Below are 24,096 nucleotides of genomic sequence, written 5' to 3'. Positions count from 1 at the left end.
CGCGAGGAAACCCCGGGTCTCCGGTCGCGGCTTCGACGGCGGCGGCGATCTCATCACGCGGCCCCGGTCCCGGCCGCGTATTGCCGCTGTCGAGAGCCGTGGGGCGCGATCCTCGATGCCTTCTTCAGGTCGCTGGAGGGCAGGCACGTAAGGCTGGCCACACCCGATTCCGGTGGAACACGCCGGTCGCTACCCGATCCCGACGCCGCTGCAAGCGACGAATGAGCGTCTGTATCGGAAACTCCCGCCAGGTTGACGATGGTGCGTAAATCGGCATGCGTAACAGTCTTAGGGCCGTGGACTTTCGCATTGATCTCGAACAGCCGATAGACCACGCCCCCTGACCGGTGCCGTCCACGCCGTCCAGAACCTGGCTGACAGCCGTGTATTGATTCACGAGGGCATCGGCTACATCGCGTCACCCACCAGGACAACGGCACTGCCGCCTGTAACAGGTGATCGGCTTCGATCACCAACCGGCCACCCGAAAACCGCGGGCCGTCCCCGTTCTCATGTTCGACACGACCGGCCCAGGGCACATCGAACATGGGAACGCTGGCGGCGGTCCCATGTTCGCGGCGATGCGGGTGATAGCGATGCGGGCGGCGCATTATACGGCGGCCAGCGTCATCGTGATCAACGCAGTACTCGTGATGGTCTTGGTGTCCCTAACGACGGCGGGGTTGCCGGAACGCAACGGTGCAGGGCCTCGTTGACGCGGAGAGACTCACGCTCCGAAACCATTAGGGAAGGCAGTGGCATCGGCGATTGACTCGACTCCGAGTAGCTGCATGGTTAGGCGATCCAGGCCCAATCCGAAGCCCCCGTGCGGGGGACAGTTCTCCAGGATGGCTAGCAAGTCTCCGAACGCGGCAGGGTCAAGTCCGGCGGCATGGAGCAGCTCCGATTGCGCTGCCGGGTCGTGTATTCGGAGCGCACCGCTGGCGATCTCGTAGCCATTGACAACAAGGTCGAAGGAGTGGCTGCGCAGTGTTGTGAGATTCTCCTTCGTGACCGACGTTGATTGAGGGCGTGCCATGGGATGTCGTTCCAGCTCCACAGTGCCGTGACTGCTACGGGCGACCGGAAAGTCGACCACCCACAGACAGGAGACCTCCTCACCTTCGCCCCGGAGATCCGGCCGATCCGACCCGTACTCCCGCATCGCCGTCATGGCGTCAAGGCGCGGAAACGGGAAAGAGGGTACTGGAATGCCGAGTGTCGATAGCACGCCTTGCAGCACATGCTCCACGACAGCCATGATCTCGATGGAACTTTCGGTACGCATCTCCACATCGAGCTGAACGAACTCCCGCAGATAGTCTGTCCGCCCGGGCTCGCGATGTTCGTCGCGGAAGCAGTGTGCGAACTGAAAGTAACGCTCCAGACCTGCGGCGATCAATGCCTGCTTGTACAGCTGGGGCGACTGTGCCAGCCACAGCCGGTGTCCGCTGGCTGTCTCGGCGCGAAGGTGTCCAGCGGCGTACTCGTCGATCCGAGCTCCGAGGACTGGCGTATCGACCTCCAGGAAGCCAGCCTCCGTCAAGGCAGATCGAGCGGCGCGCCGGATGCGGTCGCGAATCACTAGATTGCCTCTGACACGTTGGCTCCGGAGGTGGGCAAGATCGGCAAGCAGAGGGGTTGACATCAAGCGCTCCTCAACCAAGAGGTGTTGCACACAATTCATGGTCCGCGAAGTCGGCGCGGATCATTGCGGTCGATGTGCAGACATAGCTCCTGTCAACGAAAACTGAAGCCAGGAGCGACGTTTCGACACGAAGATCAGTGTACAGGCGAATGGTCCCGAGTACCGGAGCATCTGCCTGTGGTCACTGCGTCAGGCGCTCGAGGCGGCCAACCGCCTCGTCGAGGACATCCTTGCGCTTGCAGAAAGCGAACCGCACAAATGGCTCTCCGGCCTTCGGTTGGTCGTAGAAGACCGCGTTGGGGATGGCGACTACGCCAGCGCGTTCGGGGAGTGACCAGCAGAAGGCGGTGCCGTCTACTTCGCCGAGGGGACGTATGTCTGTGGTTACGAAGTATGTACCGGCGGGATCGAAGACCTGGAAGCCAGCTCTGCGCAGTCCTGTTGTCAGCACATCGCGCTTGGCCGACATGTCCGCGCGGAAGTCGGCGAAGTAGGAGTCCGGTAGCGCCAGAGCCTCCGCGACGGCGTACTGGAATGGCCCCGAACATACGAATGTCAGGAACTGCTTGGCCGATCGCACGGCATCGATGAGTTCTGGTGTCGCTGTAGCCCAGCCGACCTTCCAGCCGGTGAACGAGAAAGTCTTCCCAGCGGAGCCGATGGTCACTGTCCGCTCGCGCATCCCCGGCAACGCAGCGAGCGGCACATGCTCGGCTCCGTCGAAGACCAGGTGCTCGTAGACCTCGTCAGTCACAACCAGCAGGTCCCGCGCCACTGCAAGCTCCGCTATCGCCTGGAGCTCCTCTCGAGTGAGGACGGTTCCGGTCGGATTGTGCGGGGTGTTGACAAGTAATAGCCGTGTGCGGTTGGTGACCGCGGTCTGCAACTCATCGAGATCGAGGCGGAACGATCCCCCGTTGGGGCGCAACGCCACCGGCACGCGCTGTCCTCCTGCCATGGCTATGCAGGCTGCGTAGGAGTCGTAGTAGGGCTCGAGGGCGATCACCTCGTCTCCCGGCTCCAGAAGGCCCAGGAGCGAGGCCGCGAGAGCCTCGGTCGCACCGGCGGTCACCAAGACCTCGCGATCGGGGTCGAACGATAGCGCGTACCAGCGCTGCTGATGAGCGGCGATCGCCGTCCGCAGCTCCGGAACACCGAGCCCCGGCGGGTACTGGTTTCCACGCCCGTCACGTAGCGCACGTACCGCCGCTTCTCGAACGGTCTCGGGTCCGTCGGTGTCGGGGAATCCCTGACCCAGATTGATCGCTCCAGTTCGTTCGGCGAGCGCAGACATCTCGGCGAAGATCGTCGTGCCGAATTCAGCGAGTCGGCGATTGCGGCGAGGATGTGCGCTGAAAGTCATGGCTGTTATCCTCTGCCCGTATCCAGGCGGTACTCAACCCCCAAGGGGTCACGGCACAAGCTCCTCGGCCGAGCGCGAGAACCACTGCGCCTGCGGGCCGTTACGTATCGTTGCACTCCGTCGAGGGCACCGTAGGCGTGCCGTAGGCTTAGGGACTGTTGCACGCCCATGTGAGCCACGACCTTAGAAAATGTGGAAGGAACATGCACACATACCGTACCCACACCTGTGTAGAGCTGGGCCTCGCTGACGTCAACCACGACGTACGCCTGTCGGGATGGCTACACAATCGGCGAGACCTCGGTGGCGTGCTTTTCGTAGACCTTCGCGACAACTACGGCGTGGTTCAGCTTGTTGCACGGCCGAACTCCGAGGTCTTCGAGCAGCTGAGTCATCTGCAGAAAGAGACGGTTATCCGGGTCGACGGTCGGGTGCTGCGTCGCGCGGAGGAGAACATCAACCCGGAGATCCAGACCGGCGAGATCGAAGTCGAGGTAACGGCTTTGGAAGTTCTCGGCAAGTGCGATCCACTTCCCTTCCAGGTATCTCCCGAAGATCGCGTAGGCGAAGAGACACGGCTGCGGTATCGTTTTCTGGACCTCCGCCGTGAACGAATGCACCGCAATATCCTGCTCCGTTCAGCGGTCATCGCCTATCTTCGGCGGAAGATGACCGATCTGGGTTTCATCGATATCCAGACTCCCATCCTCTCCGCCACGAGCCCCGAGGGAGCCCGCGACTTCCTCGTGCCGTCACGGCTACACCCGGGCAAGTTCTATGCCCTCCCACAAGCTCCGCAGCAATTCAAACAGCTGTTGATGATCAGCGGTTTCGATCGATACTTCCAGATCGCACCATGCTTCCGCGACGAAGACGCCCGTGCCGATCGCTCTCCGGGTGAGTTCTACCAACTCGATATCGAGATGAGTTTCGTTGAGCAGGAAGATGTTTTCGGCATCGTCGAGAACGTACTGCTCGACATGTTCACGGAATTCGCGCCAGGTCGGAACATCGTCGCGCCTTTTCCTCGAATTCCATACCGGGATTCGATGGCCCGTTATGGTTCGGATAAACCTGATCTGCGCTCGCCGTATGAACTCATCGATGTTTCCCACCTGTTTCAGGGCAGCGACTTCAGGGCTTTCGCGAACAAGCATGTCCGAGCACTGCCGGTACACGACGTTGCCGACAAGCCTCGTTCGTTCTACGACCAGTTGGGTGAATACGCAGTCGAGTTGGGGGCAACTGGGCTCGCCTGGGTCAAGGTCGGCGAAGACGGCACACTGAGCGGACCGATCGCCAAGTTCCTCACAACCGATGTCGCTACGAAGCTGATCGATCTCGTCGATGGAAAGCCCGGTACGGCGATCTTCTTCGGCGCCGGGAACGAGGCGGATGTCGCCAAGATCATGGGCGAGATCCGAGTAGAGGCAGCCAAGCGCACCAGTGTCTTCGAGGAGAATGTTTTCCGATTCGCCTGGGTAGTCGATTTCCCCATGTACGAAAAGGCGGACGACGGTTCGATCGAGTTCAGTCACAACCCGTTCTCTATGCCGCAGGGCGGGCTGGAAACGTTGCGGACCCGCGATCCTCTCGACATTCTCGCCTGGCAGTACGACATCGTGTGTAACGGCATCGAGTTGTCCTCTGGTGCGGTGCGAAATCACGATCCGGAGATCATGTACGAGGCATTCCGAATCGCGGGTTACTCGAAGGAACACGTCGACGAGCAGTTCGGCGGCATGGTGCGAGCTCTGCATTTCGGAGCCCCGCCGCATGCTGGAATCGCCCCCGGGGTAGACCGGATGGTCATGCTGCTGGCAGATGAGCCGAACATTCGTGAGACGATCGCGTTCCCGTTGAATCAGAACGCTCAGGACCTCCTCATGGGTGCACCTACCGACGTGGAGCCGCAGCGGTTGCGAGAACTCAACATCGATGCGCGTGCCCAGCCGAAGACTGGGTAGATCCCGTTCGGTTCGGATGCCCAAGAAGGGGCTGACTCTTCACGAAGCCAGCCCCTTCCGGACGGCCGCCAAAGAGTCGGCCACCTGATCCACGGCAGTTGCCTCTATCTCCAGCACATGCGGCACCGCGACCTGCAATGCGATATAGATATCCGCATCCTCGACGGCGGCAGTCGGGCTACTCGCGCCCAGGCCGTACCGTCCGTCGTCACGAAAACTGACCTGTGTGTGATGAACATCCGGAATCAGCTCCGATGTCAGGAAGTCGACCGGCCGAAATCCGGCCTTCCAGGCGGACTTGAAGTCGACGACGAATCCCAGATCCGATATCAGGTCCCGGTGGGCGTGGAAATCATCGGGAGCGCGGACCAGGCCGTAACTGACGTTCTCCAGGCAGTATCGGACGCTGTGCGCTGTCGCCTCGGAGACAAGATCACGCATGATGTCGATGTATCGACGGGACGGCATACCGTCGGAATCCACAGCATGGTGCCGGGGCGGTCCGTGGCTGACGTAGGCATCGGCGCCGGTTGCCGCACAGATCTCGAGGTACTGCACGAATCTCCGCTGCGCCCAGGCACGCTGCCGTGAGTAGTTACTGAACAGCAGATGTTCCCAGCCGAATACGTAGGGATGGACCGATATCACGTCGAGTCCGGTGGTTCGGCAACGGTCGGCGAGAACAGTGACCATTTCGGGGTGGAGCTCGGGTTCCCCCTGAATGTAGATCTCGACCGTGTCGGAACCTAGGTGGGCCGCCAGGTTGACGGCGTCCTCCGTCACGATATCGAGACCGTAGTAGCACCCTGTCGACAGTCCTACTGGATTCATTACTCCTCTGACCTAGGGTCCCGTTGCTGGACGTCGTCGCTGATTGGTAGCGAGCGGTAAAGGACGCTACCCGATGGCGGTACCTGGATTGATCAGACGGGCGAACGGTGCGCTCGGCAGACCTCGAAAGGTCTCCTCGTCTCCGCACGGCAGGGCGTGCCGTCGCAGGAAGTCTCGGAGGTCGTGGGCGATGAGTGACAGTGAGCCGAGAAGGTGGCCGGTGCGCAGCTGGAACACCACCGTCCCCTCGTCGGTTCGCGGAGCCTCGAGCCGATCGTCGAGACTAAGGAGAACGAGCTCATCAAAGTCCTTCTCCCCCAAAAAATCCGACGGTTCATACTCGGCGTCGCGGACCTGTACCCGGGTAGTTCTGACGGAAATCTCGCCCGGTCCGGTTCTGTGGTACTCGACGCCTTTCCATGTGAGCTCGTCGCACCACGAATCGAGCAGGTCCATGACGAGCTCCCGAAGTTCGCGATCGTCGAGGCGTCGGGCGACTATCGGCCTCAAAGGTCTGGCCGGCACGCCCCCGGCGAGTACGTCTGCAGGCAGATCACGTGCGGCGACAGCCCCTGCGGCGAGAATTGTGTTCGCGCCGATCGTGACACCCGGGAGCACCGAAACGTGAAAGCCCAGCCAGACATTCGGCTCGATTCGGACGCCTTCGAAGGTCGCCTGGAAGCCGTCGGACAGCCGGTGGCCGAAATGGAAACCGTGCGTCCACACCGATAGATAGCACCCGGAACCGACCTGATCGCCGAGTTCGATCGGCAGGTTGGCGTTGAGGATGTTGTGGGGACCCAGCGCAACGCGGTCTCCAATGCGGACATGGGCTGAGGAGGCAGTGGTGCCGCCATATCCGACCGACGAATCGTGGCCGAAGTAGAAGAGCTTGCCAGCTCGAAAGCTGCGACACACGATCGAGACCCGGCCCTCGATCCTGCTCGCAGCACCGAGCACAAAGGAATCCGCTGCCAGTACGGACACGCTGGGCAGCAACTCGCACCGGTCGCCGATCTCGACACGGGCCGAGCGGATGTCGGTGGCCGTACCTATTCGCGCGCCGTCGCCGAGGTGGAGTTGGTCCGCCACAAGGGTCACATCGTCCTCGAGACGAACGTCGTTGCCGACGTGGACGTCGGCGCCCAGCCAGGCCCGAACGCCGGCACCCACTTCTGCGCCAGCCGCAGCCAATAGTTTTGCACCGCGGGTTCCATCATCGGCGGGACTATGTTGTGCTCCAGTCATATGTCAGCATCCTCCTCAGTGTCGAGCCATCGTTTGTTCCCCGCCCGCTTGTAGATGACGTGGTCAGCCCAGGCCACGTCTGCAAGCACCCCATGGTTGTCGAGCACGATGAGGGTTTCCTCGCGTGGATAGTTGATGTTGTTCACGTATTCGGGACCCGTGAATTCGGAATGATCTGGAATCACGAGAACAGATCGGGCGGATCGAAGGGCACCGGGCAGATCGTCCGTCGTCAAGCCTGGCCCGAGCAATCCATCGATCTCGGCGTTGTCATACAGCGGGTCGTGGACTACCACCGGTACACTCCGGTCGCGAAGGCTTCGCGCGATCGATTTCGCTGGGCTCAAGATGTCGACCTTTATACCGCCCTTGTAAGCGACTCCAAGAATGACGACGGGCGGTCGCGCTCGGACGGCATCGGCGACCAGAAGTCGCATCTGATCATCCGTCTCGACGGTCCTGCGCAGTAGCCCGAGATACTCCGGATGTTCAGCTCCCCGAATGAGATAGCGGCTCGCCAGCGGAATACAGTAGCCACCCGTGCCGAAGCTGGGGTGATACGTACCGATATTCCACTTGGTGCCGGCCAACCGGAGCACCTCGACCATGTCTACGTCTGGGTAGGCCAACGTCAACTCGTTAGCCAGTGTGATGTCCATGTGCCGGAACGCATTCTCAACGCACTTGACCAACTCACATGTATGGTGTGTCCGAGCCTGATGCAGGATGTTGTTGACGAGCCCCAGGACAGCCCGCGTCGCCGCGGCGGATCTGGCCTCGACTCCGCCGTAGACGCGATCGAGCTCGCGCAGGCTGTAGCCCTCGGCGAGAAACCAGTCCCGGCGGGGAGCGAGACCGACGAGCAAGTCGCGGCCAACCTTGAGGCCATGCTCGGCCAAGATCGGCAGCAGCAGCTCGTCAGTGGTTCCAGGGGTCAGGGTGGATTCGATTATCACCAGCGGGCAGGTTCCGCGTAGATCCCCCTTAGTGAGCGATGCGGCGATATCAGCGATCACCGATGACAGCGCACCGTCGAACGGCTCGCCTTCTCTTTCGGTCGGTACCGCGATCATGTGCACGCAACAGTCCGCGGCCAGCACATCGGTAGCCTCGGACGAAACTGCGATCCGGCTGTTGATGCCGGTCAGGGACCGTACACGTTGTTCGGCGGGGTCGAAGCCCACGACCTGGACACCGACGTCGGCGAAGGCAGTCGCGGTGGAAAGCCCGATATAGCCGAGACCCCAGACGGCCAGCCGACCGCGACCATCGCTCAAGCGGGTGCGGTGGCAGTCCGACCCGGACTCTGGTTCCCTGGTTCGGGGTACCGACATGCTCATGAAACTCCTAGAGATCAGTGAGAAGGCGTGCGAGGCCACGCGCCCCGCGGGTGCCGGCGACCACACGCACCAGTCGCAAGCCCTCGCACGCTTCAACACCGCATTGGGTGCCCAACGCGCGGTTGCGCAGGGCAACCCCGGCAGTGTCGAGCGGACGGTAACCCTGGCCTTCGTAGGAGTACGCCGCCAGAGCCGTTGTCTTCCGGTCGATGTACTCCGACATGGGAACGAACACGGTGGAGGTGAATTGGCCGTATGACGGAGCGCGATGCTCGTTGGGGCCGAACTGGAGCAGTGCCACATCTGGCCAGGTCCGCGCCGAAGCCGCGATCGCGTACGCCACTCGGCGATGGTCGCCGTGTGAGTCACCGTCCCAATGACTGATCACAAGGTCGGGCCGGACTTCGCGTACCAGCTTGTCGAACAGTCCAACCAGGTGGTATTCAGGTATGTTCTCGACCTGCCGCTCGTCTCCGGGGACCACCCAGAGCAATTCATAGCCCAGGATCACAGCGGCGTCCTGCGCTGCCTGTCGCCGTCGTGCCGCCAGTTCGGGTGATCCTTCCGACACCGAGCAGCAGGCCACGGTCACTCGTAGGCCGGCCTTGACCCATGCCGCTATACCACCCCCGAGGGCGAGCTCGGCATCGTCGGGATGTGCCGCAACCACCAGAATGTCGATCGAATCGCTCACGTGGATCCCTTTCGCGCGGTAGCCAGCGTTTCGCTGAATGATTCCAGGAATCCAACCATCTCGTCTCGTGAAGATCCTGCCGTCTTCTCGACCGCAGCCACTAAGCCACCGCATCGGTCGCTGAATACCGGTGGCCTGATGCCGGCGAGCGATGCATCGGTGAACGAAGCCTTCACCCAAGCGGACTGGAACATGTTGGCTCCGTCGAGGATCGCGCGTTCCAGGCAGGACTGACTGAACCTGCTGTAGGCGGCGTTGACATTGGTCAGGTCCGCATCAGACAGATCGGCAGCGACATACGCCTGCACCAGTACGGCATTCTGCATTCGTGCACCGCGCAGGCTCATCGCATTCGGTGGATCGCCGGTGAGCATCGATCGGTATAGGTTCGCCTGTGACAGATCGGCACGGCCGAGATTCACGTCGCGCGCGGTGAGGCATCGAGCCGCAATCCCAGTGAGATCGCACTCGAACAGGTCGGACTCCACGATGTTGAGATTCTCAGCACGGAGGCCAATCAGTTTGCCGCCACGCAGAGTACAGCCCGTCAGTTTCGCGTCGATGAGCGACGCCCCCGCCATCACGACCCCTGGCATCGATACCGATCGCCACATCGATCTGCCCAGATCTGCGCCGGTGAAGTCCGCGTCGGTCACAGCAACATCAACCAGGTCAGCATCCGGAGCGGCGAGATCCGCGCACGACCAGTGCGCACCACGGATGGTATCCAGCCGTAGGTGGGGAAACTGTCCGCCCGTGAGCACCAACCCATCTGTGTCCGTGGGGCGGGTGATTGTCAACCCGTGTCCGGTGGCCCGCGCCAGCGAAGTGGTACGCAGGCCGACCTTCACCATCATGGCCTGGTCCAGCAGCGCGCCAGCCATCGTTGCCTGGTGCAATAGACATTCGTTGATGAGGGCACCCTGCAGGTTCGCCCGATCGAGCGATGCCTCTGAGAGATCGCACTGGTAGAAGGCCGAACCTGCGAGCTGGCTTCCCGTCAGGACGCATCGCCGCATACTGCATCCATGAAAGAGCGTGCCGGTGGCGTCACGCAGATCCGACAGCTTTGCGGCATCGAACACGCAGGTCTGCGCCGCCAAAGCATGAACGTAGGCCCCGGTCAGATCTGCTCCGGTGAGGTCGGTGCGCTCCATACCGGGGCACACCATCACCGCTTCCCGCATATTGGTTCGCACGAGCTTAGTGCCGTGCAGGAGTGCGCGATTCAGCGTTGCACGGCGCAGATCGACATCCGTGAGGTCGAGCCCGGCTAGGTTCTCCTCGTTGAGGTCGATCCCACGGCCGGTGGTCTCGATGGCATGACTCGTCGCGGAAGACAACTCGGCCAGCAATCGATCTCGATCTTGGCCGACCGGGGTTCTTCCGATGAGCTGGACGAGGTCAACATAATCTGGCACAGGTAGCACGCTCTCTGTTCGATGCGAATTGTTGTCGGTGCTATTGATGGTCAGTTGAGGTCGGCTGTGTGCCGTCCGCAGCAGATCGTCCTTAGTCGGGCCAGCCATGGGATGGGATCCGTGACGGTCGTTGCGGGAGTAATGCAATTCCGATGCCCGGGTCAGCATTTCGTGGTCCGACATCAGGATCAACGGATCGTCCAGCAGGTGGATGCGCCGCTGTGCCGCTCGGTAGAGCCCGACGTCCTCGCTGCCGAGTTGATATACGACTTTTCGGCAGAAGAGCGCGCTGTGAACATCGGTGACGTCGATGTCTTCGCCGGATGCTTCTCGGTTGCGATCGCGGTCTTCCATCGCTGCAGCTGTGTAGAACGGTTCGACGAAGGTGGCGAGCTCTGCGGTGAGCGCCAGGGTCACAGCCCGGCTCGGTTCCGTTCCCGAGCGCACTATCGTGTCGGCGACGACACCGGCTTGGTGCAGAGCGATCGAAACGCCCCAGCCCTGCGTAGGATTGGTCTGGCAGAGCGCGTCGCCGATGGCCACCAAACCCGTCACCGTACTATCCGCGCAATGTGCGGCGAAGACATTGCCGCGCCCCGCGTAGGAGCAGACGCCGGAGATCGGGCGCGCTACGTCGGGTCCGATCCAGTCGGTCAATCCGGGTAGTGCTGCGGCGACTCGGCTCCATCGTTGCGCATCCTGCAGTATTCGCATTTCACGCTCACTGCTGCGAGTGTTGAGGGTGACTACGAAGCTGGCGGAGTCCTCCTCCAGGACCGAATAGCGGAGGAAACCGAGGTCACCAGACGGTCCGAAGCGGAACTCCTCCGGTTCCGGGCCTCCGTGCGATATGCGGCGGAAGTGCCGCGCATAGTACGACGTGCCGGAATGCTCGGAGCGGACGACAGGTGTTCGGGCTCCGAGGTCCGGCAGGAAATGCCGCAAGGCCGCGCGGTGTCCGGTTGCGTCTACAACCCATGGAGCATTGATTCGGCAACCGTCGCCGAGCACGACTCCACCAATGCGACGGCCGCCTGAATCCGAGAGCAGGTCGGCCACCGAGCATCCCGTGCGGAGCTCGATGTCCGGTTCGCGCGCGACAGCCTTCCGAAGCACCCATTCGAACAGCGGGCGGCTACATCGGAGCGCGACGAGATCGGCGTCTTCGGACTGCCGATCTGCTGCCGGAATCGCTGAGTCGAACCGTCGTACACTCGCGCCGACGTCCAAAAGAACGGTCAGGATGTCTGGAGCGCGCTTCCTGATAGTTCGGTAGCCAAGACCGTGAAAGGCGTGGCCGTTGCGAAAGTGTGGGACGCCCGGGCGGTTCCAGTTGGCCAAGGCATCGGCGGGGTCTGCCGGTGGCGGGACGGCGTCTTTTTCGACGATCAGTACCTCCACACCGGCGCGGGCGAGGAAGAGCGCGGTCGTCAGACCGGAAACTCCTGCTCCGACGACTACCGTGCCGAAGCGCCTGGAGCCCTCCGGGCGCACGCTACTCACCGCGGGCTCCCATCAGCATGTCGACGACTTCGTTTATTCCTGCGACATGCTGGTGGTCACAACGTACGCAGTTGCCCAGTGGAGCAACATGAATCGGTTGGATTCCACACGCCCGTGCACCATCGATATCGCAACGGAGGCTGTCGCCCACCATGACCACCTCATCGGGACTGGCACGCGCGAGCATCAGCGCTGATTCGAACATTCGGGCATGCGGCTTCCGCACACCCACATGACTGGAGTCGCAGATGCCGATAAGCGAAACACCAGGACCTTGCCCGATTTGGGCTAATCGGGCCTCTCGGAGCTGTTGTTCGACTGTGCCGTCGGAGTCAGATACCACCACCATACGAAGGTCGGCAACAGCGAGACGCTGTAGCGCTTCAGCAGCCCGCGGGACAACCGAACGCCACGGCCCGCTGAAGGCACCCGATTCCGCCGCGACCGCGCACAAGTCTTCCCGGACTCCGACCAACCGCGCATAGTGCCGCCGGTAGTCGGCCATGAATCCCGATTCATCGAACGCTGCGACAGCTCGGTAGTGCACTGCGGCATCGTCGTGGCCGGAGGGTACAGCACCCCACTGGGCCAATCGGGCGGCGATTACATTGGCTTGAGGAAGCAGCAGCACGCCGCCGACGTCGAGCAGCAGCGCTACCGGTCGACTCATCGGTTCACGCTCAGGCGTTCGCGGACGAGTTCCGATACCGCAAGACGGTCGGTCTTGCCAGTAACCCCGGTCGGCAGCACGTCGATCACATGCACCACATCGGGCAGCTTGTACGACTCTATCCTCGCCCGCCCCCAGTCCCTTATTTGATTGGGGTCAACGATCCGACCTGGGTGCGGTGTGACCACCAAATGGATTCGCTCACCGAGTATCGTGTCGGCGACGCCGGTCGCGATCACTCCTGAGCAGTCCGGATGGGCCGAGAAAACATTCTCGACCTCGAGCGGCGAGATCTTCATTCCGCCGCGCACTATGAGGTTCTTCGCCCGACCTGCGAGTTCGAACATGCCGTCTCGGCGCCTCCGTGCGAGATCTCCTGTCTTGAGCCAGTTTCCGACTATGGCCTCTATCGTCGCTGCTTGATCGCCGAGGTAACCAGTCATCAGATGCGGGGTGCGCAGCCACAGCTCGCCGACAACGTCGAAAGGTGCTTCGGCGGTCTGCCCATCCATCGGAACGACGCGTGCTTCGACACCGGGTGACGGATGACCGATCGTTCCAGCCAGCGCGTCGTACTCGTCGGGCGGAACGATGAAATCCGAAGTTGCGCTTTCGCTTAGCCCGAATACATCGGCCAGTCCGCTGCGGGGAAGCAGCGATCGGAACTGCTGTCCGAGACCTGCGGCGAGTGGTTCACCGCCAGCGATCCACAACCCTGGCGAACCCGACGCACGCATGGCGGCGAGCAGCCGCTCGCATCCCGGATCGGTGAGCCTGCTTGCAATCATGCGCATCATGGTCGGCACCACCGCTATGCGGTCGTAGTAGGCATCAGCGAGACGACGGAGTACCAAATCGGTCTCGTAGCGTCGAACGAGCTCCAACTGTCCGCCCGAACCAAGGGTCAGCAGGCTCGTCCATTGGCCGAAGCTGAAGTGGAGATGCAGAACCTGCAGCATCGTTGCCGCCTCAGCGAAGTACAGCACGGAGTCGATCGCGCAGAGTTTCGTTGCAAACGCTCGGTGCGAGATAACAACGCCTTTAGGTTTGCCGGTCGAGCCCGAGGTGAAAACGATTAGCGCCTGATCACGGTCCAATTCCTGAGGACGGCTGGCTGGGCCTGCGTCGGAGCTTTGGAGGGTGTGGACAACATCGCGGGAAGCGGTGACGAGCCCGGTCCACGCCGATGGAACAGGGCCGACAAGATACCGCGCTGCGCACCGCTGCATGATGTCGGAAACGACTGCGACCGGATGTCGGCGATATACGGGTACAACCACGCAATCGGCCTGCCATATCGCAAGCTGGCACACCAGATCGGACGGATGATTATCCACCGCAACGAGTACCGCTTCCCCTGGGGTCAGCCCTGCTGTTCGCAACATCGCGGTCAGCCGCGCCACCTCGTCTGCAGTTTCCCGGCCGGACAGTGCCGTCCCCGAACCTATGAGAGCGAGGTCTTTGCCGCGAGCGGCGAGACCGCCGAGCACCAGCTCGTCGAGCCGATGTGAACGTCGGTGGATCATCTGAGCCCTCCCTTCGCGCACGTCGAAGCCTGTGCTCTACACCCCTGTGTGGCATCGACTTCGTGCGCTAATTCTACTGCACCACAACGCTATTGGACGGCCATCGGGCAAGTTGCTGAACGCCTAAACGCGCCAAGGTACTGCACCTCTAGCCCGGAGAACTAATGCTGGTTCACCGCCCCCGAGCGCTCTGACTCAAGCTCGACGGCACGCCGATAGCGACGAAGCCCATGATCGGCATGTGTGACTCAGCGCGCTGCCCGCAGGCCACCCACCACCAGGTCCACCGCGACGTCTGGGCCGAACACGCCCACGCACCAGGATCTTCCGGGGCCAGCTCGGCAAGACTCGCACCACCGAACGCGAACGGCTCACCGCCGACTACACCCGCGCCCAGCGCATCACCGCCGTCGCCACCGCCACAACACCCAAGACAGGCGACGAGGCGAACCATGAGAACCACTGTCGCCCAACATCTCCATGAAGTTGAGCCGCTCACCACAGCGATCTGTGGGAGGACGCCCGGCCCGAGAAGCCGCAGCCGGACGCCCGCAGTGCTGCCGGAGATGCGTTCGACGACATCGAGCGCATCGGGTCGCTCTCGGCACGCAGCCAGCTGCGACGCGCCGTTCCCATCCTCCAGCGATGGCATGGCCATGATCACGTGCCCCACCGTGCTGAACACGCCTTCCGCGACCGGTTTGCGTCATCGTCAAGTACGGACTGCCGTTGTCCCCGTTCACAGGGCTCACTCCCAACCGGAATCGGTGGCTTGGTCTGGCTCAGTCGGCGAGGCGGCCGAGCAGAGCGCCCTGTCCCGATTGCAGGACGTGGGCGGCTTCGAGCGGAATCCAGAAGCATTCGAACCGTGTCGGCTCCCCCTCGCCGTCGTGGTCTTCCTGGCTTGCCCACCGGTCCGGCGCGTCCTGACACAACTCCAGCTCGAAAAAGTGCCGTTGCTGGATCTCGAACCGATAGGGGCTGATGTCGTACTCGGCTTCTCCGAGCTTGCGTACGACCTTGAAGTCCGACAGCCCGGTCTCCTCCCGCGCTTCGCGCAGCGCCGCATCCTCGGGCGTTTCACCGGCGCGAACGCTCCCGGCGGGCACCTGGATCCCGACTTCCTCCCACGAGTAGTCGGTGTGCCGGAACACCAACAGCTTGCCGTCGCGAACGACGTAGACCAGTACCTTCTCCTTGACGACCTTCTCGGACATCAGGCGCAATCCTTCCTACGAATCATGGAATCAAGGTGGCGCGGAATGAACGAGCTGCCAGACCGAGCGCAGCCCCCGACGGCACGTACGGCCGTCTCCAGCCAGGCAGTCTAGTAGCGGACCCAACGTGTTCACCCTGGCGCCGCGCCGCCACTGCTGCCGTCAAATGGACTGCGTTCCAGGCCTTTTCGCGATTGCGCGGCCACTGGACCGGCGTGTTGCGGCCTGCTGGCCTCGGCGCGAGTGATCAGGGCGTCCAGCAGATCCGCGAGGCTGTCAGGCACAGTATCTGCGGCACTGGAATGGAAACGACGACACTCGCTCACCAGCGCGGACAACTCCGGATGGTCATCCCAGTACGACGCCTCATCACCGCTGGTGGCCGCTCGATCGAGAACCACAGTCAGGGTCACCGACTTCTCCGCGGCCGCAATCACGTTGGTCATCGTCCCGGCCGTGCCCAGCATGGTCATCAGGCATGCGACATCGCGCGAAGAGCATCCGGTTGCCAGCTCGTCGAGGTCGCCGCCATCGGCCGGCGGATCGATCTCACCGGCTCGGTGCAGCAGGGCCGCGGCGATCCACTCCGGCTCCGCCCCGGGGGCGTGATCGCCGATCGTATTGGCCACAGCGACCGCGTGCGCGAGGGCGGTAGTCCCGGTCACCTGGTTGTGGCCTGCGTACCTAGCACGCGCCATTCGCAGCGCCGCAACGACAAGCGGGTTGTGATGCATCGGCAGCATAGGCATTGCGTTCCAGCACCTTTCGGGCATGCGAGCGGTCTGAGGAGTGCAGCGCTGGCAGCCTCTACCTGCTGCGGGGATGCGGTGTCGAACCGCCCGACCGTCCGCCCGCAAGAACGGGCCGGCGAAGATCACCGCCGCAGCCGGCAGACGAGCAATCGCATTCACCATGAGCGGAACTCCCTTCGATCCAGGTCGCACCCCAGCGCTATTCACACCATCCAGGGGTCTGCGCTCTTCACGGATTGATGTGCCCGCTGGTCGGAGCGAACACATTCACGCTGTCATGGGCGAAGCGCCGCGAACATGCGCCGTCGTCCTAGTTCTGCCCTAGTTCTGTGGTCGAACGGCTACCGTAGGTGCGCGAGAACGACGAATACGGATGGGGGATGATTCGGCGTATGGGTTCGGTGGTGGCTCGGTGGACAGGGCGGGAGGCACGGGCCCTGCGCGAGGCCAAACGGATGAGCGTCCGGGAGTTCGCAGCCCACCTCGGAGTCAATGACGCCGCCGTATCGAACTGGGAGCGTCGGGGCGCCGACGCAAGACTGCGATACGAGACCCAGCAGATCCTCGACATGGACCTCACCCGGTCCGGGCCCGAAGTGGGCGATCGATTCGAACTCCTCTTGCGAACCGAGACCGGCGACGAGCCGACGACGCCTGTGGAGGCACACGTTGAGCGACCACCGGCGCGAACGTACCTCGGTGATCGCTCCGGGCAGCGGACAACAGTCCTTCTCGATGCAGTCGGATCGGACCTCACAGAAGCGAACTATCGGCCGGATGCAGCCGCCGTCGAGCGTTTCGAACAGTTCCTTGATTCCCCGGCCAGGGCCTTCGTACTAGCCGGACGCGCCGGGAGCGGGAAGACCCGATTCACCCAGCACGTGGCACACAAAATGTCGACCCGGGCCGATTTCCAATTGCACACCTGCTCAACGTGGACTCCGGCGGGCACAGACCTCGCTACCGAGATACTCCGATACGCCTCGTTGAGCAGCGGAGACGACGCCTTGCTGAGTCTTGAACAGGCGTCTGGCCCGCTCGACCATCCATGTGTCGTCGTCATCGACGGAGTCGACTCCGACAATCAGCTCGTCATTGTCGGCCGCCAGGTTGACAGCATTCTGCGACAGGCGAATTCGAAGAATCTGCGCTTCGTCATCGTCGCCCGCACGCCTCCGGAACTCGACCTTTCGGCCTACCCGGTCCTGGCAGCAGCTACCTTTGGCCCCCCGGGTACCGCAGGCGCGGTGTCGTACTCACTGACTGCGTGGACCCCGGCCGAGGCCCGGCAGGTGTGGGAACAACTGCGCCACGACGATCATGTGCCGTTCACGGCCCTACCGGAATCGGTGCAATCGCTCGCGAGAACCCCCCTGTACATGCAGATGCTCCGTAGTGCAGGAGATTCCGCCGAGGAAAGCCCTGAAATCAACGGGGCGTTTCATCTGGTCGATCATTGCGTACGAACACTTCTCGCCCGCGGCGGACACCCTGTCGAGGTTGTCATCGAACAACTGACGCAGAGCGCGTGCGAACTCATGCCCGACGTCATACCCGAGTCGCTGACCGATGCGGTATTGGTGCCGAACGCCCCCTCTCGCATAGATCTCCGACGAGCTGCAGCGCTGGTCGTCGAGCAGGCGCCCGGCGGAGGAATTCGGTTCAGCCATGACGTATTCCGCGAGTATTTCCTGGCGACCCGGATCGTCGACGAAATGACCGCGCGTGGCCGATCCCCGGCGACGGTCACCGCCTTCAACGAACTCGCCGCTCACGCCACCCGGTCCGCGGTGGTACAAGGCGTATTCGATTTCGTCGTCTGCGCTCTGACCACATCTGCGCCCAACCTCGTTGAAATGATCACTGTGGCACCATCGACCGCTCTGGATGCCGCGCTGCCTATGTTGATCGAATCAGCCGCGACACAGGGCATATCCATCTCCGATGATGTTCTCCGCGCCTGTGCACACCGCTGCACCCAGGCCCCGGCACGCCAGCTCGCCCGTGCACTCCTTGCCACACCGAATCTTCCTGCAGCACTTGCTGATCTGCATGCCCAATGGGTGATCAACCAACTGCAGATCCACGGCTCGCAGATGTGGGAAGACATCGCCCGCCATATCGAACACGCTCTCGATATTCGGATCAGCACCCGCATACTCGACGGCATCAACCTCGACCATGTGGGGGAAGCCGCCTTCCTCGCCCGCCACTTCGACCTGTTCACCACAGCCGGCAACGACGCCGGAGACCTCCTCGAACAGCTTCTGACGCACCTGGATTGGCGAGTACGCGCCGCACTCGCCGAAGCGCTACACGGACACCGCACCATCACCCCAGTGCACATCGGCCGGATCGTCGACCGTCTCGTTCGCGACGACGACTACAAGGTCCGAGCAGCCCTCGCCCGTGTAGTCGGAACGGTCGACACTGCCTCAGCGCTGACTTGCCTGCGAACTCTGCTCACCGACCGCAACTGGCACGTCCGCGAACGCGCCCTGCAGGGAGTCCTGTCCGGAACACGAACGCCGCTGCCGGATCCCACCCTTACCAGCACCGCTATCGCCACTGCTGCCAGCGGGACGGACTGGGCTACGCCCCCAGCGTCGGCAATGAAGCTCCTGACACGAATTCGTCTGCTGGGCAACGACAGCAGCCTCGAGGCGTCGGCAGCGGTGGACGATGCCCTCTTCGGGTTGCTCAGGGAAATGCGGACCGGCTGGATCGCGCTTCCGTCCGATCTCGAACGATCCCTCGTCGCTCGAGGCGAATCATCCACGCACTGGCTCACCACCCGTGAGGCCCACGCGACTCGACGACGGTATGCCCTTCAGTCGGACACAGAAAGCGTCCGCGAACAGTACCGGCGGCGGCGCGGCCGCAGGTCTCTCCAGGTCGCTCTCGACGTGCATTCGCTCGACCGTGCTATCACGATCGCCCGAGCCGCCGTCGACGCCGGAACCGATTTCATCGAGGTCGGCGACCCTTTGATCAAACGATCTGGCGTCGAAGCGATCGCCGCGATCAAGCGCGCCGCACCCGATACGACGGTCGTGGCCGAAATGATGTCCGCCGACTGGGGCCGCGACCAAGTCGAACTCGCCGCCGAAGCCGGCGCGGACGTCGTGCTCCTCATCGGCCCAGCATCCACCGCCAGCGTCGCCGCCGCAGTGACGGCCGCACGCCGCCTCGGCGTCGCACTCGTCCTCGACACACCTCGTGACCACGTCAATGCCGCGTGGCTGCGCGAGATGGAACGCACTGGAATCGACGGCTTCGTCGTCACCACCAACATCGACCTCGGCGTAGGCAGCGACCACCCGCTCGCGACGGCCAGAACGATCCGCAGCTGCAGCCAGCTCCCCGTCGCAGTGTCCGGCGGATTCAGCACAGCCGACGACGAACTCACCGACAGCAACCACTGGGACATCGCCATCATCGGCCGCAGCATCGCCGACGCCGTCGCCCCCTCCGACCTCGCACACCAGTTGACCAGCATTGTCCGAAAAATCCATGCACAGGAGCGCCCATGATCATCACCCCTCTGCAGGTCCAGCACATCAACGACATCCACGACCTCATGGAGCTCGGCGAGCCCTACATCCACGCCCGCGGCCTGTCCGACTACTGGCTCTACGCCGAGCTGTTCTCCTCGACGTGCCCCGTCATGACCGACGAGGACAACAACATCACCGGCGCCGTGATCGCGTTCCGAAGCCAGGACAACCCAGCGGATGTCTATGTTCAGGACGTCATGATCCATCCTGAGCACCGGCAACGCGGCATCGCCCGAGCGCTCCTGAACAGCATCCGCACCCAAGCCGAAAAATGGGACTGCACGCGGATATACCTGACCTCAGAGCCGGAAAACCGCGCAGCACACGCCACATGGACCACCCTTGGATTCGTCAACGTACCCGGCGACCACCAGTTCGACGGTGTCTCGGTCATCACCGACTACAAAGGACCCGGCCGCAGCCGGGCCGTCTACGAATTGCTCTTGAGCCAATAAAACCGGGCTGCATGGTGATTCGCAGCCGACACACAGCCACGTGATGCGGGTAGAGGACCCACTAGTGGGATGATGGCCTTTCCACTGTCCAAACAACGGTCTCGGCAGCGAGTATCGACTTGTTGGACCGATATGGGGAGATCACCGGTCTGACACATGACTTGGCGCCGGGAGCTGGCCAGGATCCCTTGCCCCGGTCCAAGTTCCGAGGCTGCCGCGCGCGGACAGCTGCAGGCCAATATGGCGCTGCCGACCGCAGATCCGCTGCTGGTCATGTGGACGACTGATTCTGGTAGCGCCAGCCGAACGGCAGCGCGGGGGGATTCGCCTCATAGGCAAGGACGACGTCGTCACCCGCAGTGGCACCGGACGGCTCACGCACGGTATTGCACGAAACGCAAAGCAGTCCACGGACAAGGCCGGTGGCGTGGTCATGGTCGACGTGGTCAGGCTCGGGTCGTCGTGCGGGGGTGCTGGCGAATGTCTCACGCCAGTAGAAGGTCCGGATCGAACACAGTGCACATATGCCGTGCTGCCGGCGCATGAGCACGTCCCAAACGACTGCACGGGGCGGGGTAGAGCCGGGCGGCCATCGCTCCGCCACTGTTGCATCAATTTCATCGACACCACCGGACGACGTGGCGTGGTGCACCCACACCCACGGCTCGGCGATCCCACCCTCATGATCCCCACACGACGGGGCTGTCTGCAGTACATACGGATTCACGAGTTTTGCCCAGGTCGTCACGGCGGCCGTAGGCGTCGGATCTCCGGTCCACGATTCGCGCAGTGAAGGCATCGACAGATCACCGGCAAGATGTCGGCCCGCATAGCAGCGGCCGCCGCCGGGGTGCGGTGCAGCAAGCCCGTAGCTGCAGCCCACTACGCTCGGTTCGGTGGAATGTTTGCGGGGGTACAAACTCACACCTGCCTCGAGGCACAGCCGGATGAACTGTGCCTCGTTGTTGGCCGCCACCGCGGCTTGGCGTACACGCCGGTAGATGGTGTGCCGTTCGGTCTCCGGCCAACCCAGCCGCTTCGCCATCTCGATTTCACCCCTGCTGCTGCCCCGGCAAGGACGATTCGGGTCGAGTGGGATGACATCCACGGGCCGCTGTCCCCGACTGCGAGCAAGAAAGCTGGCGATCACCCGGCGGGCCAGAGCTACGGCCTCAAGCCCGGGGTTGTCTGGGAACGGGATTGTCGCTACCAGTGCCTCAGCGATATACCCCATCAGATCGAACCCGGAATCGACCTCCTGTAAGGCGATGAGAAATTCCGGGGGCGGTGCCAACGTGCCGAACACATCGGCCATCACCCGGGCCCACATATCGGCAGTCGCCCTGTCGCCTTCTTCGAATGCGATTGCGGTGCCTGCGATCAGCTCCACGGCCAGCAGAACCTCCGCAGAACAGTCGGCGCAAAGTAGTGGATCGGCCGGTCCACGGTGAACACACGCCCGGCGGGCTGCCTCGTCGACCAGCGCCGCCAGTAGGTCATCGACACACTCGATATAGGCCGGAGAACATCCATCACACGTACACGCCCACTGAGATGCCGTACGCCACCATCCCGAACCGCCGCCGATGACAGCAACCCTCCGCATATCCCGCGATCCACTAGTCATTCCGCCACCGTCGCATACACCACCGACACGCACACGCGACAGTGGTTGGCCGGGGTAGGGATTCGCTGCCGCACTGGACGGTGCAGCCCATCGGGAATTCGCGCCGGTTCATCCCCCTGTCGAAACATACTGCCGCGCAAGCCATCAGAGGCAACCGGCAACGACCGCCAGCATCCAGATCGACGAACCCCACCCAGCACTAATCGCTACCGGTAACGGCGACGACAGCACCCAGGACCCGGACCCCGAACGGCAATCGGGCGGAACGATTCGTGTCGGCTAGTGGCAGAAGCCCCGCACTTGTGCCAGAACGTGCCGAAGCGCCGCACCTGCCCGACGGATCAGATCAATCGAATACGTTGGGTAGGTCGGGATCGACCCAATGCTGACGCATCAGCCTGATCTGGCTCTCCAAGATACGGGTCGTCGACAGCACAGGCAGCTGGTCAGTGGGGAACCAGCCGATATCAAGCGTTTCCAGCGGGTCTGGGGTACCGGAGTCGTCGACGACGTCGCACAGGTAGTACAGCTTGAGGACGCTGAACAGGAGCTGCGGCTGGTGCCCTTGGGTGTCGCGGGCCAGCGCCGCGACGAGCTTGCGGCGCGCACGACAAGGCCCGCTTCTTCTCGCGCTTCATTCTCGACGGCTTGGGCGGTGGATTCGCCTGCGTCGCACCACCCCCCAGGTGGCGACTACCGCCCATCTTGGCTGTCCTGGATCAGCAGGATGCGGCCCTGATCATCGAACACACCCGCTCGGACATCGACCTTCGGCGTGCTGTAGCCATTTTCGGCCGCGAGGCTCGCCGCCAGCTGCTGCGGTGACCGGCCGCTGACAGTCGCCAGCAGCTCCGCGGCGAGCTTCTGGGTTTCGGTGTAGCGCTGGTGATCGAATTCGTCGCGGCCATAGGTGAGACCGTTCTGAGCGATGTCAGCGAGGCGTTGGCCGATGCGCAGGATGTTGGCTTCCACCGAGTTGCCGGTGGTGTCCTCCAGGAGTGCCGCTGTGGGATCAAGGGTGCGGAGTGAGCCGGTAGGCTGTGGTGTCGCGAACAGTGAAACCCAGTTGCAGGCAGCCGCTGAGCACTACCGCAGGCCAGTGCCATCCGGATGCCAGTACAGGCTGCCGTCCGTTGATGCGGTCCGAACCGATGCCGCCTGGCCCTCGCCCCGATCCTCGATCCGACCTACGCCGACATCCTTGCCGCCCGCTTGAGACGATAATGCGTTGCGCTGCTGACCCTCGCTGGCCAGGCTCGGGCGATGAGCGTATACAGGGTGGCTGCCGACGATTGGCAGCTCGTGCGGGCTGTGCGTCTGGAAGCGTTGCGGGAAGCCCGGTTCGGTGTTTTCGGTTCGGGGTTCGAGGTCGCCTCGGCGTGGAGTGAAGGGCAGTGGCGGGGCTGGATGGACCGGCAGGCTCTGTTCGTCGCCCAGCACGACGATGCGCTGGTCGGTTCGGCCGGCGAGCTCCTCGACAACGGGCAGCCCTGGCTGGTGTCGGTGTGGTCCATCCGAGCGCCCGCGGCACCGGCGTCGCGGATGCACTCGTCGGCGCCGTCGTGGACTGGGCGCGCGGAGGCGCGCACCGCCAGCTGCACCTGTGGGTCGTCGAGGACAACGACCTTGCTCGTGCGCTGTACACGCGGTTTGGATTCGCCGAGACCGGCCGCTGTAAACCGGCGTTGGACAATCCTGATGTCACCGAGATCGAGATGTCGCTGCCGCTGGACTCGGGTACCAGAAGCCGGGTTGACGTCCGGCTGCGGTTGCTCGGGCCGGGCGATGAGCAGCAGTTCCTGTCGGTCCGTCGTCGTCTGCACGCCGATGGCTTCACCTTCGCTAAGGACTACAGCGGAGCGTGGGCTGCCTATCTCGATCGGCTCGACAGGGCTCGCCGCGGCATCGACCTCGAGCCCGATGCGGTGCCGAGCACGTTCTTGATGGCCGAGGACACCACCGGGCAGATCATCGGCAGCAGCGACATCCGCCATATGCTCACCGACAAATTGATGCACTGGGGCGGCCATATCGGCTATGTCGTCGTCCCAGACCGACGTAGGCAAGGTGTCGCAACCCAAATTCTGCGCGAAACGCTGCCGCTGGCAAAGGATCTCGGCATCGTCCACGCCAGGATGACCTGCCGCACCGACAACCTGGCCTCGCGCCGGGTTATCACCGCCTGTGGCGGCGAACTTGACACCATCACCAGCGACGGTATCTGCCAGTATTGGCTTCCAACCTGAAGCTGGGTGGGCGGCGGATCACCGGGATGCT

General features: G+C 63.0%; 17 protein-coding genes. 4 read left to right on the top strand and 13 right to left on the bottom strand.

Translation table 11 applies throughout. The annotated features are described in order from the left end of the window. Positions 1 to 727 precede the first annotated feature (727 nt). Positions 728 to 1,648, bottom strand: a complete 921-nt coding sequence (locus AC3EO7_RS35135) for an amino acid--tRNA ligase-related protein (RefSeq protein ID WP_435593537.1) — start codon at positions 1,646 to 1,648, stop codon at positions 728 to 730. Positions 1,649 to 1,829: 181 nt separating this feature from the next. Next, positions 1,830 to 3,011 carry a pyridoxal phosphate-dependent aminotransferase gene (locus tag AC3EO7_RS35130; RefSeq protein WP_435593536.1) on the bottom strand — a complete coding sequence of 394 codons (1,182 nt, stop codon included), beginning with the start codon at positions 3,009 to 3,011 and terminating at the stop codon, positions 1,830 to 1,832. Between the two features lie 203 nt (positions 3,012 to 3,214). Between AC3EO7_RS35130 and aspS the strand changes: the two genes are divergently transcribed. Next, positions 3,215 to 4,978 (top strand): aspartate--tRNA ligase, encoded by a 1,764-nt coding sequence (aspS, locus tag AC3EO7_RS35125; protein ID WP_435593535.1) that lies wholly within the window; start codon positions 3,215 to 3,217, stop codon positions 4,976 to 4,978. 39 nt (positions 4,979 to 5,017) lie between these two features. On the opposite strand, the gene AC3EO7_RS35120 is transcribed toward aspS, so the two are convergent. From AC3EO7_RS35120 to AC3EO7_RS35080, 9 genes are all read right to left on the bottom strand, one after another. Continuing rightward, positions 5,018 to 5,809 (bottom strand): sugar phosphate isomerase/epimerase family protein, encoded by a 792-nt coding sequence (locus AC3EO7_RS35120; RefSeq protein WP_488186316.1) that lies wholly within the window; start codon positions 5,807 to 5,809, stop codon positions 5,018 to 5,020. Between the two features lie 66 nt (positions 5,810 to 5,875). Then, the gene (locus tag AC3EO7_RS35115) at positions 5,876 to 7,057 is read right to left on the bottom strand and encodes an acyltransferase (protein WP_435593533.1); all 1,182 of its coding nucleotides are present in this window, start codon (positions 7,055 to 7,057) and stop codon (positions 5,876 to 5,878) included. After that, complete coding sequence (locus tag AC3EO7_RS35110) at positions 7,054 to 8,397, bottom strand: nucleotide sugar dehydrogenase (RefSeq protein ID WP_435593532.1); 1,344 nt, start codon at positions 8,395 to 8,397, stop codon at positions 7,054 to 7,056. Before AC3EO7_RS35110 ends, AC3EO7_RS35115 begins: the two co-directional genes overlap by 4 nt. A gap of 7 nt (positions 8,398 to 8,404) precedes the next feature. Then, on the bottom strand, positions 8,405 to 9,091 hold the full coding sequence (locus AC3EO7_RS35105) for a PIG-L deacetylase family protein (RefSeq protein ID WP_435593531.1): 687 nt from the start codon (positions 9,089 to 9,091) through the stop codon (positions 8,405 to 8,407). Beyond that, positions 9,088 to 12,015: an FAD-dependent oxidoreductase gene (locus AC3EO7_RS35100; protein ID WP_435593530.1), complete on the bottom strand. Its 2,928-nt coding sequence runs from the start codon at positions 12,013 to 12,015 to the stop codon at positions 9,088 to 9,090. The genes AC3EO7_RS35105 and AC3EO7_RS35100 overlap by 4 nt, the downstream gene beginning before the upstream one ends. After that, the gene (locus AC3EO7_RS35095; RefSeq protein ID WP_435593529.1) at positions 12,008 to 12,685 is read right to left on the bottom strand and encodes an HAD family hydrolase; all 678 of its coding nucleotides are present in this window, start codon (positions 12,683 to 12,685) and stop codon (positions 12,008 to 12,010) included. The genes AC3EO7_RS35100 and AC3EO7_RS35095 overlap by 8 nt, the downstream gene beginning before the upstream one ends. Then, positions 12,682 to 14,211 carry a class I adenylate-forming enzyme family protein gene (locus tag AC3EO7_RS35090; RefSeq protein WP_435593528.1) on the bottom strand — a complete coding sequence of 510 codons (1,530 nt, stop codon included), beginning with the start codon at positions 14,209 to 14,211 and terminating at the stop codon, positions 12,682 to 12,684. The genes AC3EO7_RS35095 and AC3EO7_RS35090 overlap by 4 nt, the downstream gene beginning before the upstream one ends. Before the next feature lie 782 nt (positions 14,212 to 14,993). After that, positions 14,994 to 15,428, bottom strand: coding sequence for an NUDIX hydrolase (locus AC3EO7_RS35085; RefSeq protein WP_435593527.1), 435 nt, complete (start codon positions 15,426 to 15,428; stop codon positions 14,994 to 14,996). A gap of 131 nt (positions 15,429 to 15,559) precedes the next feature. Continuing rightward, on the bottom strand, positions 15,560 to 16,177 hold the full coding sequence (locus AC3EO7_RS35080) for an HD domain-containing protein (RefSeq protein WP_435593526.1): 618 nt from the start codon (positions 16,175 to 16,177) through the stop codon (positions 15,560 to 15,562). A gap of 395 nt (positions 16,178 to 16,572) precedes the next feature. Between AC3EO7_RS35080 and AC3EO7_RS35075 the strand changes: the two genes are divergently transcribed. Both AC3EO7_RS35075 and AC3EO7_RS35070 read left to right on the top strand, forming a co-directional pair. After that, the gene (locus AC3EO7_RS35075; RefSeq protein ID WP_435593525.1) at positions 16,573 to 19,713 is read left to right on the top strand and encodes an orotidine 5'-phosphate decarboxylase / HUMPS family protein; all 3,141 of its coding nucleotides are present in this window, start codon (positions 16,573 to 16,575) and stop codon (positions 19,711 to 19,713) included. Further along, a complete protein-coding gene (locus tag AC3EO7_RS35070; RefSeq protein ID WP_435593524.1) occupies positions 19,710 to 20,192 on the top strand; it encodes a GNAT family N-acetyltransferase in 483 nt (160 codons plus the stop codon). Before AC3EO7_RS35075 ends, AC3EO7_RS35070 begins: the two co-directional genes overlap by 4 nt. A 271-nt stretch (positions 20,193 to 20,463) precedes the next feature. Here AC3EO7_RS35070 and AC3EO7_RS35065 read toward each other — a convergent pair whose 3' ends face one another. After that, positions 20,464 to 21,582 carry an endonuclease domain-containing protein gene (locus AC3EO7_RS35065; RefSeq protein ID WP_435593523.1) on the bottom strand — a complete coding sequence of 373 codons (1,119 nt, stop codon included), beginning with the start codon at positions 21,580 to 21,582 and terminating at the stop codon, positions 20,464 to 20,466. A gap of 930 nt (positions 21,583 to 22,512) precedes the next feature. Next, on the bottom strand, positions 22,513 to 22,791 hold the full coding sequence (locus AC3EO7_RS35060; protein ID WP_435593522.1) for an NUDIX hydrolase N-terminal domain-containing protein: 279 nt from the start codon (positions 22,789 to 22,791) through the stop codon (positions 22,513 to 22,515). A 533-nt stretch (positions 22,792 to 23,324) separates the two neighbouring features. Here AC3EO7_RS35060 and AC3EO7_RS35055 point away from each other — a divergent pair. Continuing rightward, entirely contained in the window at positions 23,325 to 24,065 is a 741-nt protein-coding gene (locus AC3EO7_RS35055; protein WP_435593521.1) for a GNAT family N-acetyltransferase, read from the top strand. The last annotated feature ends 31 nt before the right edge of the window (positions 24,066 to 24,096 follow it).

This window comes from Nocardia sp. bgisy118 (genome assembly GCF_057708605.1).
The sequence above is the reverse complement of the archived record's forward strand: the minus strand, read 5'-3'. Positions and strand labels throughout refer to the sequence as shown.